This window comes from Puniceicoccaceae bacterium (assembly GCA_040224245.1).
GTDB lineage: Bacteria > Verrucomicrobiota > Verrucomicrobiia > Opitutales > JAFGAQ01 > JAKSBQ01.
The window spans coordinates 1-18678 of the sequence record JBEGIR010000077.1; the positions used below are offsets into that span (position 1 = coordinate 1).

General features: G+C 54.5%; 14 protein-coding genes. 10 read left to right on the forward strand and 4 right to left on the reverse strand.

Features of this window, described 5'->3' with window-relative positions:
• Window positions 1–580 (reverse strand): isoprenoid biosynthesis glyoxalase ElbB (elbB, locus tag ABQ298_13535; GenBank protein MEQ9825401.1); only part of this gene is annotated, 580 nt, incomplete at its 3' end.
• Window positions 581–738: 158 nt separating this feature from the next.
• On the opposite strand from elbB, the gene ABQ298_13540 reads away from it, so the two are divergent.
• From ABQ298_13540 to ABQ298_13555, 4 genes are all read left to right on the forward strand, one after another.
• A complete protein-coding gene (locus ABQ298_13540) occupies window positions 739–2004 on the forward strand; it encodes a diaminopimelate decarboxylase (GenBank protein ID MEQ9825402.1) in 1266 nt (421 codons plus the stop codon).
• Window positions 2005–2156: 152 nt separating this feature from the next.
• Complete coding sequence (locus ABQ298_13545) at window positions 2157–3503, forward strand: MATE family efflux transporter (GenBank protein MEQ9825403.1); 1347 nt, start codon at window positions 2157–2159, stop codon at window positions 3501–3503.
• Between the two features lie 251 nt (window positions 3504–3754).
• Window positions 3755–4831 (forward strand): DUF1080 domain-containing protein, encoded by a 1077-nt coding sequence (locus ABQ298_13550; protein MEQ9825404.1) that lies wholly within the window; start codon window positions 3755–3757, stop codon window positions 4829–4831.
• Between the two features lie 328 nt (window positions 4832–5159).
• Entirely contained in the window at window positions 5160–7283 is a 2124-nt protein-coding gene (locus tag ABQ298_13555) for a cytochrome c3 family protein (GenBank protein MEQ9825405.1), read from the forward strand.
• A gap of 30 nt (window positions 7284–7313) precedes the next feature.
• Here the strand turns inward: ABQ298_13555 and ABQ298_13560 are convergent, their stop codons facing one another.
• Window positions 7314–8699: a glycoside hydrolase family 88 protein gene (locus ABQ298_13560; protein MEQ9825406.1), complete on the reverse strand. Its 1386-nt coding sequence runs from the start codon at window positions 8697–8699 to the stop codon at window positions 7314–7316.
• A 180-nt stretch (window positions 8700–8879) separates the two neighbouring features.
• Between ABQ298_13560 and ABQ298_13565 the strand changes: the two genes are divergently transcribed.
• Window positions 8880–10853 carry a rhamnogalacturonan lyase gene (locus ABQ298_13565; GenBank protein ID MEQ9825407.1) on the forward strand — a complete coding sequence of 658 codons (1974 nt, stop codon included), beginning with the start codon at window positions 8880–8882 and terminating at the stop codon, window positions 10851–10853.
• 77 nt (window positions 10854–10930) lie between these two features.
• Here ABQ298_13565 and ABQ298_13570 read toward each other — a convergent pair whose 3' ends face one another.
• Window positions 10931–11305, reverse strand: a complete 375-nt coding sequence (locus ABQ298_13570; protein MEQ9825408.1) for a DoxX family protein — start codon at window positions 11303–11305, stop codon at window positions 10931–10933.
• 313 nt (window positions 11306–11618) lie between these two features.
• Here ABQ298_13570 and ABQ298_13575 point away from each other — a divergent pair, with 313 nt between their 5' ends.
• On the forward strand, window positions 11619–12809 hold the full coding sequence (locus ABQ298_13575) for a pyridoxal phosphate-dependent aminotransferase (protein MEQ9825409.1): 1191 nt from the start codon (window positions 11619–11621) through the stop codon (window positions 12807–12809).
• A gap of 67 nt (window positions 12810–12876) precedes the next feature.
• Here ABQ298_13575 and ABQ298_13580 read toward each other — a convergent pair whose 3' ends face one another.
• A complete protein-coding gene (locus ABQ298_13580) occupies window positions 12877–13449 on the reverse strand; it encodes a TIGR00730 family Rossman fold protein (GenBank protein MEQ9825410.1) in 573 nt (190 codons plus the stop codon).
• A gap of 424 nt (window positions 13450–13873) precedes the next feature.
• On the opposite strand from ABQ298_13580, the gene ABQ298_13585 reads away from it, so the two are divergent.
• The 4 genes from ABQ298_13585 to ABQ298_13600 form a co-directional block, all read left to right on the forward strand.
• Entirely contained in the window at window positions 13874–14692 is an 819-nt protein-coding gene (locus tag ABQ298_13585; protein ID MEQ9825411.1) for a cytochrome c3 family protein, read from the forward strand.
• A gap of 19 nt (window positions 14693–14711) precedes the next feature.
• Window positions 14712–16841 carry a hypothetical protein gene (locus ABQ298_13590; GenBank protein ID MEQ9825412.1) on the forward strand — a complete coding sequence of 710 codons (2130 nt, stop codon included), beginning with the start codon at window positions 14712–14714 and terminating at the stop codon, window positions 16839–16841.
• Between the two features lie 41 nt (window positions 16842–16882).
• Complete coding sequence (locus tag ABQ298_13595) at window positions 16883–17239, forward strand: cytochrome c (protein MEQ9825413.1); 357 nt, start codon at window positions 16883–16885, stop codon at window positions 17237–17239.
• A gap of 47 nt (window positions 17240–17286) precedes the next feature.
• Window positions 17287–18678 (forward strand): NapC/NirT family cytochrome c (locus ABQ298_13600; GenBank protein MEQ9825414.1); only part of this gene is annotated, 1392 nt, incomplete at its 3' end.

Sequence of the window (18678 nt, forward strand, 5' to 3'; positions counted from 1 at the left end):
CATACATGTAGGCGGGAGCGCTCACGACATTGTGGTCGGGGTCGATATGGATGTCATTGACCGGACGCTTCACATGAGAACCGCCGATGGCTTTGATGGCATCTGCGACCTCTGCATCCTCTCCGATGGTGACGGATGCTCCGAGCACCTTGGCAGCAATCACAGGAGCGATGCAGAGTATGCCGATAGGTTTTTTCTGGGCATGGAAGTCTTTCAGCACGCGCTGCACTGACGGTTCAATCTTCAGGTTTGCTCCGTCGAAGGCGAAGGAGCAGAGGTTTTTGGCGGCTCCGAATCCGCCCGGTAGCAGCAGTGCGTCAAAATCGTTAGCCTGCAGAGTCGCGAGATCTTCGATCTTGCCACGGCAAATGCGCGCGGCCTCGACGAGCACGTTTCGCTTTTCCCCCTTGGCGACATCACCGCTTTGATGATTGATGACGTGGGCCTGTTCGCGGTCTGGCGCAAAACAGCGCACGCTGGCACCGAGTTGATCGAGATAGAGCAGCGTGAGCACGGCTTCCTGGATTTCAGAACCGTCATAGACTCCGCAACCGGACAATAGGACTGCAACTTGTTTCATGGATCGGTCTCCTCCTCAGGGTTTCACAAATTCGGGATGTGGAGTCTTGCAAGTTGTTTTCAAAATGGCAATGCGAACTCGATTGAAACCCGATCACGCTTTGCCAGAGCAGTATCCACGCTTGACTTGATGGCGTTGCTCGGCAGCTTGAATCGCTTATGATCACAAGTTCAAGCAGCTGGCTATCACCTGAGCAGGCACGCGCGATCGCGCGCGATCATGGTACTCCGACCTATGTGTACTCCGAGCAGAAAATTCGGGACAATGTGGCAGGTTGCCTTGCTTTTCCAAATGCCTTTGGGCTGACGGTGCGCTATGCCATGAAAGCCAATCCGTCGGCGACAGTGCTGCGACTGATGCAGAAGCTGGGTCTGCATTTTGATGCATCGAGTGCATGGGAGGTGAAACGGGCAATCCAGGTTGGAATTGAGCCGCAGCGCATCTCACTGAGCACTCAGGAATTGCCACTTGATTTTGCAGATCTGGTGAAGCAAGGAGTCGAGGTGAACTGTTGTTCGCTCGATCAGCTCGAGCGGTTTGCGCAGGCGTTTCCGGGAGGCGATGTTGGGATTCGACTGAATCCGGGAAAAGGATCAGGGCTGAACAATCGTTTGAGCACGGGTGGATTGGCGGCGAGTTTTGGAATCTGGCACGAGCACATACCGCAGATTCGCGACATTGCCGCTCGCCATGGACTCAAGGTCGTTCGCATTCACACGCATGTGGGCACGGGCGGGGATCCGGATCTGTGGTTTCAGACCGCAACAGAGAGCTTGAAAGCGGTGGATCAATTTCCCGATGTGACAACGGTTGACCTGGGAGGAGGATTCAAAATTGCGCGCATGCCAAATGAGAAGGCGTCGGACCTTCAGATCGTCGGGGAAGCAGTGCAGCGGGCACTGGAACAGGTTCATGCCCGGACTGGGCGCAAGCTGCATCTGGAGATTGAACCCGGAAATTTTCTTGCGGCGAACATCGGTGGAATTCTCAGTCGCGTGCAGGACATTGTGGACACGGGAAGCGAAGGATTCACGTTCTTGAAGCTCGACGCTGGCATGACCGAGATTCTGCGACCCTCACTGTATGGTGCGCAGCACGGGTTTCGCCTCTTCCAGGAGCAACCGCGTGACGCGACCCGCTCGTATGCGATCGTTGGGCATTGCTGCGAATCGGGCGATGTGCTGACCGTAGCTCCCGGCGATGCCGAAACCCTTGCGCCGCGACTGCTACCACTTGCCGGAATTGGGGACTTGCTCATGATCGAGGATGCAGGAGCCTACTGTGCGGCCATGCCCGCGAAGAACTACAATTCGTTTCCAGAGGCTCCGGAAGTCATGGTGCGATGCGATGGTTCGGTGGTCCTGATCCGCAAGCGCCAAACCCTGGATCAAATCCTCGTGAACGAAATTCCCGTGGATCTCTGATGTGTGACAGCGATTCCTCTGCCGCTTGAACCTGCTTCTCGCCCAGCGGTGCAGGGAATGCATCCGGGCGGATTCATCTGCCTGGTATTTTGATAGAATGGAAACGTGCTTTGGGTGATCGACAGAATCTGACAGCATGAATCCGTAATCGCATGAACAACACCCATACGCTTCGCACGGAAAACATGTTTCGGTTGAGCTGGCCGATTTTTCTGCAGCATGCAACCGGCAGTGTGGTCCTGTTTGTGGATTTTGTATTCCTGAGTTACCTCAGCGACGAGATTGCCGGCATTGTGGGTCAAATTCTTCCGGTGACATGGCTGGGGTCATTCATCATCCCGGTCTTTGCGGGTACAGGCATTTCGGTGGCTTCCCAATTCATGGGAGCGCGGCGATATGAAAAGGTGATTCCCACCTACATGATGAATCTGGCGCTCAGTTGTTTTTTGGGGTTGTTTGTGGCCATGAGCATGTTTCTGCTGCGCTCAAAAATCGGGGAATGGATGGGGTTGAACGCTGAGCAGAATGTAGTCAGTTCACTCTATCTGGGCTGCATGAGTCTCTATTTTGTGGTGATGGCAGTCATGGCAGCCTACAATGCGGTGCTGTCATCCCGCGGGCTGACGCAGTGGATCATGGTGGTTTCCCTGATCTCGGGAGTGAGCAACATCGCGCTGAACACGTGGTTTGTATTTGGACTTGGCTGGGGCATTGTGGGCATTGTCGGCAGTACGGTGATCGCGACATCGCTCTCAATGGTGGTCGGTATTCTGCTGGTTCACGGGAAACTCGGGATTCGGTTTTACCTCAACGGTGCGCTTGCTGACATGTGGAGTGTGATGCGCCCAATGATGCGTGTAGGCATTCCCAACGTGGTAGAACCCACGAGCTATGCTTGCCAACAGATCATTTTGTCGACCTTCGTGATCAGCATGGGAGTGCAGGCGATGGCATCCAACGCCTTTGCCGGACGCCTTCACATGCCCCACATCGTGCTTTGCTTTTCACTCGCCTCCGCCGCGCAGATTCTCATGGCCCACTGGATGGGGGCGGGGAGAACAGAATCCATCAATCGCTTGTTCTGGCGCATTCTGGGCATTTCGACTGGTACGGCCTTGATTTACATGACCTTAATCTGGGCGAATGCGTATGACATCCTGCGCATCTTCACGGAGGACACTGAAATCCGCGCGACCTGCAAGCAATTGCTCCTGATCTCCCTGATTACCGAACCTTCCCGCATGGTGAATATCCTCTCGGGTCACTGCCTACGCTCGGTAGGGGACACGCGCTATCCGATGGTTGTAGGGTTGATTTTCATCTGGGGCATCCTGCCAGTGATATTTGCGATTGATCGGGCCTGGACGCTCACCATTGTGGGCATGTGGGCTTGTTTTGCGGCTGATGAGTTTGTGCGTGCACTGATCAACCTGCAGCGCTGGTATTCGGGCAAGTGGCGCAGCATGTCACTGGTGGAACCAGATGCCAGTTCAAGTTGAGCTGGCAACCCGTCTCTGAAGCCATTGACGCAATCGTGTTTACACCTGCCACGGTGCTTCTGAGAGTATGGCAGCTCACAGACAGAAGGGATCGAAAATGCAGTGCAACTGCAATGCCAAGCAATGCTTGTGATCAGGCTGTAATTCATGCGAATGCAGCCCAAAGCGGTTGGAGGATTCTGCACAAGGATTGCAGAAGCTGGCGCAGCTGCATCACTTGACCTTTTTGCGAACCCAACCAGAATGGAGGTATGATGACTCACTGTTACCCCCCACGGTTTCTTACCCTTCGTCGATCAGCGGTGCTCTGTGTGCTGCTGTCTTTGCTCACCGCACTGCATGCGGGAAAGGTTCCGGAACTCACCACCATGTCCCATGATCGCAATCAGGCCGCTCCGGAAGTGATCACTCCCGGGACTGTTTCAACGCAAAACCAGGTGGGCACGGCTCCCTCGGATGCAGTGGTACTCTTTGATGGCAACGACCTGAACGCCTGGGTGGACATGGAGGGTGCACCGACAGAATGGGTCATTCGAGATGGTGCATTGGAATGTGTCCCCGATAGTGGCTACATTCGCACACTTCAAAGCTTTGGTGACTGTCAGTTGCACATCGAGTGGGCGACTCCGACGGACTCACCTGGCAGCAGTCAGGGGCGCGGCAACAGCGGAGTGTTTTTTGGGCTGACCCAGTATGAGGTGCAGGTGCTGGATTCATACAACAACGCAACCTATGCGGATGGTTCGGCCAGTTCTGTCTACGGACAATACGCGCCGCTGGTCAACGCGAGCAAGGGTCCGGGAGAATGGCAAACCTACGACATCCTCTACACTGCACCGCGGTTCAAGGCCAATGGCGAACTCAAGTCACCTGCGCGACTGACGGTATTTCACAATGGAGTGCTGACGCAGAATGATGTGGCACTCACGGGACCCACCGCCTGGATTGGACGTCCTCCCTACGTGGCTCATCCTGAAAAGCTGCCGATTGCATTGCAGGATCATGGAAATCCGGTGCGTTACCGTAACATCTGGGTGCGCGAATTGGGTCCGAAAGACAAGCCGGAGTTCTATCTTTCCGATGCGATATTGGACAAATATGTGGGTAACTACAGCAAAGATTGGGGCGATGGAGTCGAAGTGCTTCGCGATTCGCATGGGCGCCTGACGTTGAAAATGGCTGGTGCGGTTTTGACGATGTATGCGGAATCGGAGACCCGGTTCTTTGCGAAAACCACCGATGTGCTGGCAGATTTCTCCGAACTGGAATCACGCGGAGTGCTCAAAGTCTCAGTGGGAGATGGCTGGATGGAAATGCCGCGTCACTGAGAAGGTGGAATCACCACCGTCACATCTTTCTGAAATCCCGGTTTATTCGACCGGGATTTTTTTGTTACTGAAAACATGCTGGGATATACTGAGTAATTGTAATTCCGATGATTAGTTTGTCTTATTTATCAAAACCTATTATTATAAGTATTACTAATTGATTGATCCAAAGGAAGTGGAGTGTTAGAGAGTTTCATACACAACCCCACTTCTGCTTATGACCCTTTCGAAACGCCTGCGCTGGCAAGGCCTCAGGATTTTGGCAATTCTGATGGTTGGGCATGGGATTTTGCTGCATGAAGGCTCTGCGGTCCCGGATGCCACATGCATGGAGTGCCACATCGATCCCGAACTCGAGATGGAACGCGACGGAATGGACGTTCTCCTGTTTGTGGAACCCCAAGTGATTGCGGAATCCGTGCACGATTTATGGAGTTGCGTTGATTGCCACGAAGGCTACGACCCGGACTCGATTCCCCATGCGGAACAACCAGTGCGTGTGAACTGCATGTTGTGTCACGACGATACTGAGGAGCTGGCGGAGGCACATCCCTTTCACCCGAATTTTGCGCTGGAGACACCGGATTTCAGTTCACCCGACCTTGCCTGTGTGGGGTGTCATGGTTCTCACGCTATTGTGCCTGTGGACGATGAGCGCTTTGCGTTTCATGGCAGGGCAATGGTTGAATCCTGTGCACAGTGCCATGAAGCCGAGGCCGGAGAGTTTGTGGAGTCGGCTCACATGACTGCATCCGGTAGCGCACCGGATTGCCTTTCCTGTCATCGCACGGATGTGGTGAACGGGGGCATTCCGATGCTCGAACTCAAGCAAGTGCAGTCACGCCAGTGCATCGATTGCCATGTGAACCTCGAAACCGATGGGGGGCACCTGCATCTGGATGGACAAACCTGGATCTCCCAGTGGATCGAAAGCGTGCACGGCAGCGCGCTTGAAGCAGGAAATGCGGACGCTGCCAGCTGTGTCGACTGTCATGGCAGTCACCGCATGAAGGCGGCGATGAACCAGGATTCGGACGTGAACAAGCTGCACATTGTGGACACCTGTCAGCAGTGCCACGGTGAGGTTGCCGATGCATTTTCACAGAGCGTGCATGCCAAAGCCCTGCTTGTCGGCAATACGGATTCCCCAGCCTGCACCGATTGTCATGGAGAGCACCTCATCCTGCACGCTGATGACCCCATATCTCCGGTTGCCCCGCGCAATGTATCCCAGCAGCTTTGTGGGGATTGTCATGGGTCGGTTCGCCTCTCGCGCAAGTATGGGATTTCGAGTGATCGCTTTGATACTTTTGCCGACAGTTATCATGGGCTTTCGATGCGTGGTGGGGCAGTGGAAGTGGTGAACTGCGCCAGTTGCCATGGCTATCATACCATTCTTCCCTCCTCTGATCCTGCGTCGATGGTTCACAAATCCAATCTGGCAGCAACCTGTGGCAGTTGTCATCCAAAGGCGTCGGAGTTGTATGCCATGGGCAAGGTCCACGTCTCGCTCAAGCCCGTGCGACCGAGTGAAATCGGCACGGGGCGCGAGTCGATCCCACAATGGGTGGCAACGCTCTACGTGTTTTTGATAGTGGGAGTTGTCGGTGGTATGGTGCTGCATAACCTGCTCGATTTTTTGAGGAAAGTACATCGCAAGGTGCAAGGACACCGGCATGGAATCAAAGCGACGGAAGTGCCCCATCGGCTCTACCTGCGCATGACGGTGAACGAGCGAGTGCAGCACGCGGTGCTGGCGTCAAGTTTTGTGGTACTGGTCATCACGGGCTTCATGCTGCGCTACCCGGAAGCCTGGTGGGTGGAAGGCCTGCGCAAGCTCAATTCCCATGTCTTTGAATGGCGCAGCTGGACGCATCGGATTGCGGGAATCATCCTGCTGGCGGCGGGTGCGTGGCATGTCCTGTATCTCATGCTGACACGGCGGGGGCGCGAACTGTTCCACGCCCTGCTCCCCAGGCTGAGGGATCTGACGGACATGATCGGGGTCGTTCGATACAATCTTGGGTTGTCTGCTCAAAAACCTGAATTTACGCGCTTCAGCTACATCGAGAAGACGGAGTACTGGGCGATGATCTGGGGCAGTGTGCTGATGGGTATCACCGGTGTGCTGCTATGGGCGGATCAGATGACAATCAATCTCGTGGGCAAAGTGGGATTTGATGTTGCGCACGTGATTCACTTCTATGAAGCCATACTGGCAACTCTCGCTATCGTAGTGTGGCACTTTTATTTTGTGATCTTCAATCCGGATGTGTATCCGATGAACCTGTCGTGGCTCACGGGATACCTTTCCGAAGAAGAGATGCTTGAGGAACACCCGGCGTGGTTGGCTGAACTGAAGGATGGGGCAGAGCCAAGTTCTGGCGAAACACCACCCTCTGAGGCCCCGGAAACCGCGAAGGAAGATCGCGGAACAGGAAAAACTCCCTGACCAGGCACGGAGTGCAGCCGTGCACGCGGTTTACCAATTTGGCGTTTCGCCAAAATGAACGGCACTGTCGTGGAAACTGGCGAGTTCACCGAATTCCTTCATCATGGCGATCATTTCGGCACCTGCGAGCAGTACGGGACCATATCCATGTGCGGCATGGGGACTGACCGGACGATAGGCGTAGAAGGCGGGATCCCAGGCCATGCCAGTGCCCACGCAGGTTCCCTGGACAGCGCCTTCAGCATCGACGGCAGAACTGACTGCGTGCCAGCCCAGTGTCGCGACGGGACCGTAGGCAGAAGGATCGAGCCATCCGCGATTGATGCCGCGTGCGAGCGCAAAGACAAACATGGCGGTGGCTGAGGTTTCCTCGTAGGTTTCAGGACGGTCCATCAGTTGATGCCAGAATCCATTGATGCCCTGGTGACGGGCGATACCCTGGACGTGGGCACGATAGATTTCAAGCAGACGCGCATGCTGGGCGTGGTCCTCTGGCAGTACGGAAAGCAATTCTGTCATGGCCATGATGGTCCATCCGTTGGCACGCCCCCAAGGGAAACTTGGGTGGGGTTGCATCGCCTTTACCCAGCCGTGCCGATAGAGTCCGGTGGATTTTTCAAACATGCGCTGAGTCATGCCGAGCATCTGCTGGCAGGCATCATCCAATGCCGCATGGTCTGCCGAGTGCACTGCCCATTGTGCCAGTGCGGGAACGCTCATGTAGAGGTCATCCAGCCAGAGGCTGTCAGGCAGCGGACGGTCCCGCGCGAAGGTTCCGTCTTCAAGACGTTTTTCACCCTGCTGGATGTAGGAGATTGCGGGTTCGATGATGGGAAGAAGATTTTGAGCCACACCAGCTTGCTGACCCTTGATCAGTGCGGCAGTCATGGAACCGCACTGGTCGAGGTTGTGGGGGTTGATCAGTCCACGGATCAAATAACGACGCGGGCGCTGATCCTCCGGCATGGCGAGATAGTGGTGAGCGATGCGTTCAATCGCTTCAAAGCGACGTTGCACATAGTCGCGATAGATGGATTGTCCAGTGACCTCAGCAGCGCGAAGCATACCGGCGTAGGTGACGCCCCATTCGTAGCTGATCAGGGCAAAGAGTCCGAACTCCAGGCCGGGGTGTGCGACTTCAAGACTGCCTTCCGGGATGGGGTTTCCGGTGTCAAGGTCGACCCAGCGAATGGGGCTGGTCGATTCGAGATACTGGGTCACGCGTTCCAGGGTATTCTGAATTTCAGCGACATCGGCGACCTGATAGGGAGTTTCATAGTCGGGCTGGGAACGCCAGAGTCCTAATCCTGGAGCTGCGTCGGGGCCTCGGAGCTGTGCGCTGAGGGGAAGGTTGAACATGATCACTGCGAGGCTGAGAGTGCGCAGCAAACGATAGGGGGGTATATAATCATTCATGGGGTATTTCAGGGTAGTTTCGAAGCAGGGAAAATGATGTGAAGGCATCATTCTTGAGTCGGCTAATCGAGCAACCCTGTGAAAATCTGACAGTCGTCTGGAACTGTCAGATGGGCATGATACTCGGCTGAGCGATGGGATTGGAGAAGATGGGGTGAACCCTAAACCCAGTTGATACCCATGAACCTACTCCTATTTTATTCCCGCCAAATGGTTTTCATGCATCGCATCCTGGCGGTGTTGCTGCTTCCGTTGAGTGCCAGTGCGGTACCGTTGATGGAATACCTGGACCGCGGCCTGGTGGGCATTCAACAGTCCGATGGGTCGGTTTTTTTGAGCTGGCGTCTGCTGGTCACCGATGAACCCAACGTTGCATTCAATCTTTACCGTCGTACCCAGGTAACCGAAAGCAGCGACTGGGGTGAATTTGCATCGAGTGGGAATCCGCAGTCCGGAGACATTCGCCTGAACGCAGAACCCATTCGCGAGGTTACCTGGTTTGTGGATCGTGAACCCTCGCTGCAGTTTGATACCCATTATGATGTGAGAGCCGTTGTGAACGGAGTGGAAATGCCAGCGAGCCGCCCGGTCACCTTTGTGGCCGGATCGGAACCGAGACCCTATCACTCGATTCCCCTGCAGACTCCGGAAGGCTATCATGCCAATGATGCCTCAGTGGCGGATCTCGATGGAGACGGGCAGTTCGAGATCGTAGTGAAGATGGAAAACCGGGCTCAGGATAATTCCCGGAGAGGAGTGACGGATCCGGTTTTCCTGCAGGCCTATAAACTGGACGGAACCCTGCTTTGGCAGATCAATCTAGGAATTAATATCAGAGCGGGTGCGCATTACACTCAGTTCATCGTGTATGATCTCGATGGGGATGGAAGTGCCGAAGTGGCGTGCCGAACGGCTGATGGAACTGTAGATGGTCTTGGGCAAGTCATCGGAGACCCTGATGCGGACCACCGGAACGCTGATGGATACATTCTTCAGGGGCCAGAGTGGCTCACGGTCTTCAGCGGTCGAACGGGGGAAATACTGGACTCCAAGACCTATATTCCACGTCGTTTTCCGGGGACTGACAATCCCAGTGCCGAGCAGATGCAGTCATTGTGGGGAGATGGATATGGAAACCGCATGGATCGTTTTTTGGCGGGAGTGGCATATCTGGACGGACGTGTGCCAAGCCTGGTCATGTGTCGCGGCTATTACACACGAACAGTAGTGGCAACCTGGGATTTTCGGGATGGAACACTGCACCCGCGCTGGACCTTTGATACAGCAGAGAGGGATGAATGGGCGTCTTATGCAGGCCAGGGCAACCATCAACTCTCGGTCGCCGACGTGGATGGTGATGGGCGACAAGAGATCATTTACGGGGCGATGGTGCTCGATGATGACGGCTCGGGACTGCACAATACGGGCTGGGGGCATGGCGATGCGCTACACGTGGGAGATCTGGACCCGACCCGCGAGGGAATTGAGATTTTTACGATACAGGAGCGCTTTGATGCCCAAGGCATGAGTGTGCGTGAAGGGGCGAGTGGTGAGGCAATGTTCACGATCCCATCGGTGAAGGCTGCCGACTCGGGGATGGACCGCGGTGAAGGTCCGGGCAGAGGCAATGCATTTAACATCGATCCGCGCTGGGTCGGAGCCGAAAGCTGGGCAGCAGGGGCAGGCATGACCGGACTCTACAACATCGCGGGTGAGCGCGTGCTGGATCGACCTGGGAATTTACCGGTTAACTTCGGAATCTACTGGGATGGGGATTTGCTACGGGAACTGCTCGATCAGAATTTTGTCGTGAAGTGGAACTGGCAGACGGCATCTGTGGATCGACTGTTCACGGCGCATGGAAGCATCTCGAACAATGGAACCAAGGCAACTCCTGCATGGTCCGGTGATTTATGGGGTGATTGGCGTGAAGAGTTTGTGCTGCGCAGCCGGGATAACCGGGAGTTGCGCATCTTCACCAGCACTGTACCCACGGAGCATCGCATGGTAACGTTGCTGCAAGACCCGCAGTACCGCGTCGCGCTGGCGTGGCAGAATGTGGCATACAACCAACCGCCCCATCCGAGCTTTTATCTGGACGAAGCGGCACCGCTTCCGACACCTGTGCAGATCGAGGTTTTGTCTGCTCCGTGATGCCGAGAGTGAGAGGTGTGCGTTCCCCGAAACAAAGCTGTTTGGATTTGTCGGGGAACTGACACCCTGCAGGCTGATCAGCTCTTCTTCAGAAACGCAAGTGCACCAAAGACGCACGCGATTTCGAGAGGCCAGGTGTTTTGCATCAGTGAAGTAAAGCCAGTGACCTGTTGCAGATGATACGAAAATGCGGAGAGCATGACCGTTACAATCAACAGGCAGGCGAGCCTTTGCTGGATGCCCAGGGCCACCAGAATGCCTCCGACCAGTTCGATGGCGGTGGCGACGACGCCGAGTGCTGTGTGCAACGCGGGAATATCGGGCACAAACGGCGGCATCGAACCGAGTTGCTGCAGGAAGGATGGGCCACTGAGCAGTTTCATGAGACCATGGCAGGCCATGAAAATGCCCATGCTGATGCGAAGGAACAGGTAAGCGGATTTTGAAGTCATCAGATTTTTTGGGTTTAGGATAGAAGGATTCCCGTTGGGGAACAGGACTAATCGGCAGAATCTCATCAGGAAATGAGCGTGGAATCAATGCCCATTTTGGTCGTGATTTGGCACAGGAAATCGGAGTCGCGAAATTGGGAATTGCACTGTGGAGGTGTGACAAAGGTCAGCGAGGAATTCACACTCTGTTCTCGAAAAACGATTGAATTTGTGAGGCGTTCTTGCATTGTGCCCTCAAGCGCCTGTTGGAGGGAATGCGTTCTCATCCCAGGTGTTCAATGGACTGAAACCTAAACTGCAACCCAACTCTGTCGTGAACGAACTAACCTTGTCTCCCTGGGCCCTGAATGTGTCTCCATCCCCAACACTTGCTGTGGATTCGCTTGCAAAAGCGATGAAGGCTGAAGGGCGGGATGTCTGCGGATTTGGATCGGGAGAACCCGATTTTGACACCCCTGAATTCATCAAGCAGGCCTGCGTGGATGCGCTGGCAGCGGGCAAGACCAAATACACGCCTGCCCCTGGGATTCCGGAGCTGCGCAAGGAGCTGGCGGACAAGTATGTTCGCGAATACGGTCTCAATGGGGTGAAGATGGGCAACGTGATTGTGAGTCCAGGTGGAAAGTTCAGTTGTTACCTGGCCATCCTCGCGCTGGCGGGTCCGGGCGATGAGGTCATCATCCCGGCACCGTACTGGGTCAGTTACCCTGAGATGGTCAAACTCGCTGGTGCCACACCGGTTGAAGTGTTTGCAGGCGGGGAACAGGATTTCAAGATCACGCCTGCACAATTGGAGAGTGTGATCACTTCGAAATCCCGCGTGGTCATTTTGAATTCTCCCTCCAATCCAACGGGAACCGTGTATTCCGAGGCCGAAATTCGTGCGCTCTACGAAGTCGCGGCGAAGCACAATCTGTGGATTCTGTCCGATGAGATTTACGAGTATCTTCTCTATGAAGGTGCGCGGCATTTCTCTGTTGCATCCATTAATGAGGATGCTTTCAACCGCACCGTGATTGCGTCGGGCTTCAGCAAGAGCTATTCGATGACAGGTTGGCGTCTGGGAACCCTTGTGGCACCGGATAAGGTGGCAAAGGCAATTGCAGACCTGCAGAGTCAGACGAGTTCGAATCCCACCACCTTCGCCCAGTATGGTGCATTGGCAGCCCTGCAAAAGCCCGCTGAAGCACGTGCGGCCATTGATGTGATGCTGACCGCATTTGACCGTCGTCGACGTTTTCTGCATGGGGAGCTTTCGTCGATTGAAGGCATTCGATGCCCGAAGGCGTTGGGTGCGTTTTACCTGTTTCCGGATGTATCGGATTTTGGATTGAGTGCCAATGAATTTGCGACACGTCTGCTCAAGGAAAAGGAAGTGGCAGTTGTGCCGGGCGAGGGCTTTGGCGCACCTGGCTACATTCGCCTGAGTTATGCCACTTCAGATGAGGTAATCGAAAAAGGCGTCGAGCGCATCAGGGAATTCTGTTCGCAGCTTCGATCCTGATTCTTAACGAGACTGCCGGGCTGCTGCAAGTTGAATGGCAGCCCGGTCGTCAGCCTGCGAGGTGGCATCACATCCACTTGTCCAGGCGCCGATGACGCGCCGTTTGCAGGCGTTCGATGAGTCGATCAGGTTGACTCTCGACGATGAGATCATCGAGGTGATCTTGTTTCAGATAGCCTGCCTGAACGGTGTGCTGTAAAAATTGCAGCAGCCCATCATAGAAACCATCGACGTTGAGGATGGAGCAGGGCTTTTCGTGAAAGGAAAGTTGTTTCCAGGTGAAGGTTTCGAAGAGTTCTTCGAGTGTGCCAATGCCACCGGGAAGTGAGACAAAAGCGTCTGCGAGTTCTGCCATCTTGAGCTTGCGTTCGTGCATGGTCGATACGACGTGCAGTTCATGGAGCTTTGGGTGTCCCAACTCTTTGTCCATCAGTGCCTTGGGGATGACGCCTACGACAGTTCCTCCCGCACTGAGCGCCCCGTCTGCGACGGCTCCCATCAGACCGACGGCACCGCCGCCGTAGATGAGGCGGATGCCGTGCTTGGCGAGAAGTGCTCCAAAATCAAAGGCGCTGGATTTCAAGCCGGATGATTTTCCGGCACTTGAGCCGCAGTAGACACAAATCGATTGAATAGGCATGGACGTGCATAGTTCGCCCGTCTCGGAAATTCAATCTGAAATCGCAACTTGTGTTTGAAGTCGTGTGGGAGCTGGGAGCTGCTGACAGGTAGGGGGGCGCGAGCTGGAAGCTCCCGCTACCTTGGGACAGGGGCGCGAGCTGGAAGCTCCCGCTACCTTGGGACAGGGGTGGGAGCTGGAACTGCCGCTTCAGAAAATGTGAAAGGGTGGGCATGCTGAAGGGCTGATCAGGCACGGGTATGGTGAAGTTGCGGCAGAATAAATGGGAATTTTGTGTATTAGTAAAAATAATGAAGCCGTATAGCACCATAAGACCAAAATATGGCATTCATCTACAAGACGGGTCTTCGGGAACTTGGTAAAATTTCAACAGATCGATAGCCCTATTGTTGCCGAACGCAATTCCAACCCCCTGAAGACAACTATGAAAGCACCCCATGCACCCTGTTTCAAGGATACGCTCGGCAAGTTCGTTGCTGTGGCGGGACGACACAAGAAACTGCTGTCGCTGACTTCGGTTGTTGCTGCGATCATTTTTTCATCATGCGTATCCGTTCCCCATGCGGTGCTGGTTCCACCCAGGATTGCAGGTGCTGAGTTTGTTGGCATGCAGGAGTGTGCCATGTGCCATGAGGATCTGGTGGAGGGATTTGAGTGGTCCACTCACGGCACACTGATTGCACACGGCGACGAATCGATGCACCTGGGGTGTGAAGCCTGTCACGGACCGGGAAGCCTGCATGCTGAAAGTGGGGGCATGCCCAACACGATTGTGAATCCTGTGAATTCGGCAGAAGCGTGTTTTCAGTGCCATCTTGAGACGCGGGGTTCCTTCCATTTGCCTTACGGGCACGATATGCACAGCGGAAACATGAGCTGCACAAATTGTCATGATCCACATGGCGATGCATCTGCTGGTGGCGGGATGGCGTTGGCATCGGCCAGTGATACCTGTATCAGCTGTCATCAGGCTCAGGGAAATCACTACGTTTTCCGCCATGAGGCCACCCAGGATGGCTGCACGGTTTGTCACAGTCCGCACGGGAGTGTGAACGACAAGATGCTGAAATCAGCGAATGCGTCGCTGTGCCTGCAGTGCCACTTCCAGCAGCAGACCAGTTCGGGTCAAATTCTGATTGGTGGGCGCGATCATGCGAATTTCCTGCCTCGCGGCACTTGCTGGACGGCAGGTTGTCACGAAGCCGTGCACGGTTCCAACATCAGTTCATCCCTGCGTTATTAACCCCCACAGCGAGGAAATCATGCATACCAATCGCCATTTTATTGAAATCGCAGCTGTCAGAACTCCCGTGCAACAGGGATGTCACTGGACGGGAAGGGTCCTTCCCTTGCTCTTGCTGTTTGGCATTGCTCCGCTGCTTGCAGCTCAGGACGATTTGGAGGCTTGGGAATTCGACGCAGAGTATCCGAACCACGTCATTCTTGGATTGGGTGGGGTTTCCGTTAGCGGCGACGATGCACAGTTTGCGAAACGAAATCGCATCGGGGAAGAGTTCTGGGGCGGACTTGAATCGCTGCGTTATCGCGGCGAACACGGCGAGGGATTGTTGCTCGATGTGCAGGGGAGAATCCTGCCCGGTATCGGAGACTATCTCGCAAAGCTGCGAATCACGAAAGAGGATCTGGGGTTTTTGGAAGTGGGATACAAATCGACCCGCACCTACTATGATGCTACGGGTGGCTATGATCCGGCAACCGGGTATTCCTATTCTTATTTTGATGAGTCACTCCACCTCGACCGATCCGAACTCTGGGTAGCCGCCCATTGGGTCGGTGATGCGGGAACATCGCTCGACCTGCGCTACCGCTACCGGACACGGGAGGGAAAGAAGGGGACCAGTTCCTGGGCGGATGGCACGACCCCGGGCGGGCGCAATCTGGGGATCATTCCCGGCTTTTACGAGATCGATGAACGCATCCATTCGGTGGAACTGGATGTCAACCACCAGAGCGAGCAACTGGAGGTGAACGTCGGGGGTGTGTGGCAGACGCACGAACAGGACAATACCCGGAATTTCCGCCGTCAGCCTGAACAAAGTGCGGACCGGTATTTTGTGCACCGGGAGAAATTTGAGACAGACATGCTCAACGGCCATGGTTCGATGAGCTATCGATTCAACGAGAAGACGCGGCTCAATGTGGGAACTTCCTACACGCGATTGGATACCATCCTGAACGGTAGCCGCACGATCAATGGTGAGTTTTCAACCGTATTCGATCCCAACTTTGTGCGGCAAAACCGAGACCACGGGTTTTTGGATCTTGATGGTGAGACGCAGGTCCGCCAATGGGTGATGAACGCCAATCTTGAGATTCGTGCTTCGGAAAACCTTCAGATTGTTCCCTCCGTGCGTGTGGAGAACTATGATACTGAGAGTTTGGCTCACGTGTTGGAAACCAATGCAAATGGTCGTGGAGTGGACAGTTTTCACGAATTACAGCCCTTTGGAGACAGTTACTGGGATGATGTAGCTGCCGAGTTGGCGGTGGTCTATCGTGGTCTTCCGAAATGGGTGCTCAGTGCTGAGCTTTTGGGTTCGCGAGGAGAAGGCGACATCGCTGAAACGGATTTGGATGTTGAAACCGCCGAAATCCTGTTTGACCGCTCAACGCGCAGGGATCGAAGTGAGCAAAAGGTCTCGGTAACGGCGAAGTATTATCCACAACCAGGCCTGAATTTTGTTTTTAATGCCTATCACAAAGAAGGGAAGAATGATTTTGACCACAGGATCGATCCGACGGCTCCGGTTGGTGGTGATCGATTCCCCGCTTACTATGAGCAGCTGGATTTCAGCACTCAGGATCTCAATCTCCGCGTAACCTGGCGACCCAGTCGGCAGCTCTCGCTGGTCAGCCGCATGGACTATCAGGAATCTACAATTTCACAGCGCGCAGCAGATCTGATGCTTGTGGATTCTGGAGATCTGCAGACCGTGATCTACAGTCAAGCCTTTACACTGGTGCCAAACGACAAGGTGCTGCTGCAAGGCAGTGTAAGTTTTGTGAAGGATCGGGTAAAGACGCCTGCGGATGACATTCAGGGCCTGAATCCTGCCATTGCTCCCGATGGAAAAAATGATTACTGGCAGGCGGATCTCAGTGCCAACTTTACGCTCAGCTCCACGCGCAGTCTGATGGTCCGGGGATTCATGTACAAATCTCAGGGGTTTTCGAAATACCTCTCGGGTGCCGTTTCCTACGGATTTACGGATGAGCAACGTTCCATCCTGCTGACTGGGCGCCAGAAAATCGATGATTTCACAACCGTTTCCCTGCAGTATGGCTATTTTGATCTGAGTGAACTGACGACGGGTGGTCGCAATGACTACGATGCCCACGTGGTTTACTGTCGCTGGGAGCGGCAATTCTAAACGCCTTAATATTCGTATCCTGACAAACCAGAAAAACCATCATGAAAAAATACCTTATCCCTTTGTCGCTGCTGACCCTTGGTCTCGGTGCAAGTTCTGTAATCCAGGCCCAGGACCTTGAATTCGACCTGGATCGAACCTGGAAGAAAAACTGTCGCAAATGCCACGCTGCGGATGGTTCCGGTTCCACCCCCGCTGGTAAAAAGCTCAAGGTCAAGGACTACACGAAGGCGGAGGATCAGGCCCTGTTTACTGACGAAGAGGCGATGGTGGCGATTCGGGACGGCGTGATGGGGCCGGATGGAAAGTCGGTGATGGACGCATACCCCGACTACAGTGAAGCGCAGCTGCAGGCTCTGGTGGAGCTGGTTCGCTCATTTGCGAAAGCGAGTGAGTGAGCTGATGTAAAGAGAACCCTCTGCTGCTGCAAATCCCCGCCACTACCATGCTGACTCCGCAAGATACCGATATAGATCGTGGAATGACAAGCCGTCGATCCGGTCGCTTTGCATCCCTGAACAACTGGATCAGCTTTGCCGGACTCGTGGTTGTGGCGGGCAGCGTTTTTGCGTTTTTATTGCTGTTTGCCATCGACAGCATGACTGGGCACGCCAATGCCTACATGGGTATTTTGACCTATCTGGGTTCGCCTGCCTTTCTCATTCTGGGTTTGTTCCTGATGCTGATCGGGTGGTGGATTCACCGCCGACATCTCGCTCGCATTGACCCCTCTGAGGCACCGTTGACCGTGGTATTGGATCTATCCAACGCCAGGGATCGCCGGAAAATTCTGATATTCTCGCTGTCCAGCCTGGCCTTTTTGATGCTGAGCGCGCTGGGAAGCTATCGCACTTACCATTTTACGGAGTCGGTCATGTTTTGCGGGGAAATCTGTCATGCGGTGATGGAACCCGAGTATGTGACCTACCTGCAGTCTCCCCATGCGCGTGTGGCCTGCGTCGAATGCCATATTGGTTCGGGTGTGGACTGGTTTGTGAAGTCAAAAATCAGTGGATTGCGGCAAGTATATGCCGTGCTTGCAGACACTTATGAGCGACCCATTGAGACCCCAATTCTGAATTTGCGTCCGGCCCAGGATACGTGTGAGCAATGCCACTGGCCGCAGAAGTTTGTGGGAAACCTCGACCGCACGTATGTGCACTACCTTTCCGACGTCGACAATACTCCGTTCTTTGTTCGCATGTTGCTTAAAGTGGGCGGTGGTGATTCAAGCACGGGTCCGGTGGGTGGAATTCATTGGCATACCAACGCGGAAAATCGAGTCGAGTATTTTGCGAGTGACGATAAGCGCATGGAGATTCCGTGGGTGAGAGTGACCAATGCCAGTGGGGAAGTGACGGTGTACCGCTCGGAAGGCTATGAGGGGGAGCCACTGGAAACGCAGGTCCGCACGATGGACTGCATGGATTGCCACAATCGTCCGGCGCACATCTTTCCGACTCCCAACGATGCCGTTGATCAGGCGATCTACATGGGCAGACTGGATCGGGGATTTGAGGATTTGCGCTTCAATGTGGTGGATTTGTTGACCATGGAGTATGAGAGCAAGGCCGAAGCTTTTGAAGCGATTCGTGAAGGATTGACTGATTATTATGACGGTTCGGACGAATTGGAGTCGCTCATCAGTGAAGTCCAGTCGATCTACGCGCAGACGTTTTTCCCAGAGATGAAGGCTGACTGGTCTCACTACCCCGAACACATCGGACACAAGGACTGGCCGGGATGTTTTCGATGCCATGATGGGCACCACCTTGCGGAAGACAGTGGGGCATCGCTCCCCGTTGCAAAACATGAGTGCAATGCCTGTCACCTCATC

Excerpts from the sequence above, each read along its gene's own strand:
- ABQ298_13590 (MEQ9825412.1), top strand. The coding sequence starts at position 14,712 with ATGCATACCAATCGCCATTTTATTGAAATCGCAGCTGTCAGAACTCCC.
- ABQ298_13595 (MEQ9825413.1), top strand. The coding sequence starts at position 16,883 with ATGAAAAAATACCTTATCCCTTTGTCGCTGCTGACCCTTGGTCTCGGT.
- ABQ298_13560 (MEQ9825406.1), bottom strand. The coding sequence starts at position 8,699 with ATGAATGATTATATACCCCCCTATCGTTTGCTGCGCACTCTCAGCCTC.
- ABQ298_13585 (MEQ9825411.1), top strand. The coding sequence starts at position 13,874 with ATGAAAGCACCCCATGCACCCTGTTTCAAGGATACGCTCGGCAAGTTC.
- ABQ298_13550 (MEQ9825404.1), top strand. The coding sequence starts at position 3,755 with ATGATGACTCACTGTTACCCCCCACGGTTTCTTACCCTTCGTCGATCA.
- ABQ298_13565 (MEQ9825407.1), top strand. The coding sequence starts at position 8,880 with ATGAACCTACTCCTATTTTATTCCCGCCAAATGGTTTTCATGCATCGC.
- ABQ298_13540 (MEQ9825402.1), top strand. The coding sequence starts at position 739 with ATGATCACAAGTTCAAGCAGCTGGCTATCACCTGAGCAGGCACGCGCG.
- ABQ298_13570 (MEQ9825408.1), bottom strand. The coding sequence starts at position 11,305 with ATGACTTCAAAATCCGCTTACCTGTTCCTTCGCATCAGCATGGGCATT.
- ABQ298_13545 (MEQ9825403.1), top strand. The coding sequence starts at position 2,157 with ATGAACAACACCCATACGCTTCGCACGGAAAACATGTTTCGGTTGAGC.
- ABQ298_13555 (MEQ9825405.1), top strand. The coding sequence starts at position 5,160 with ATGGAGTGCCACATCGATCCCGAACTCGAGATGGAACGCGACGGAATG.
- ABQ298_13580 (MEQ9825410.1), bottom strand. The coding sequence starts at position 13,449 with ATGCCTATTCAATCGATTTGTGTCTACTGCGGCTCAAGTGCCGGAAAA.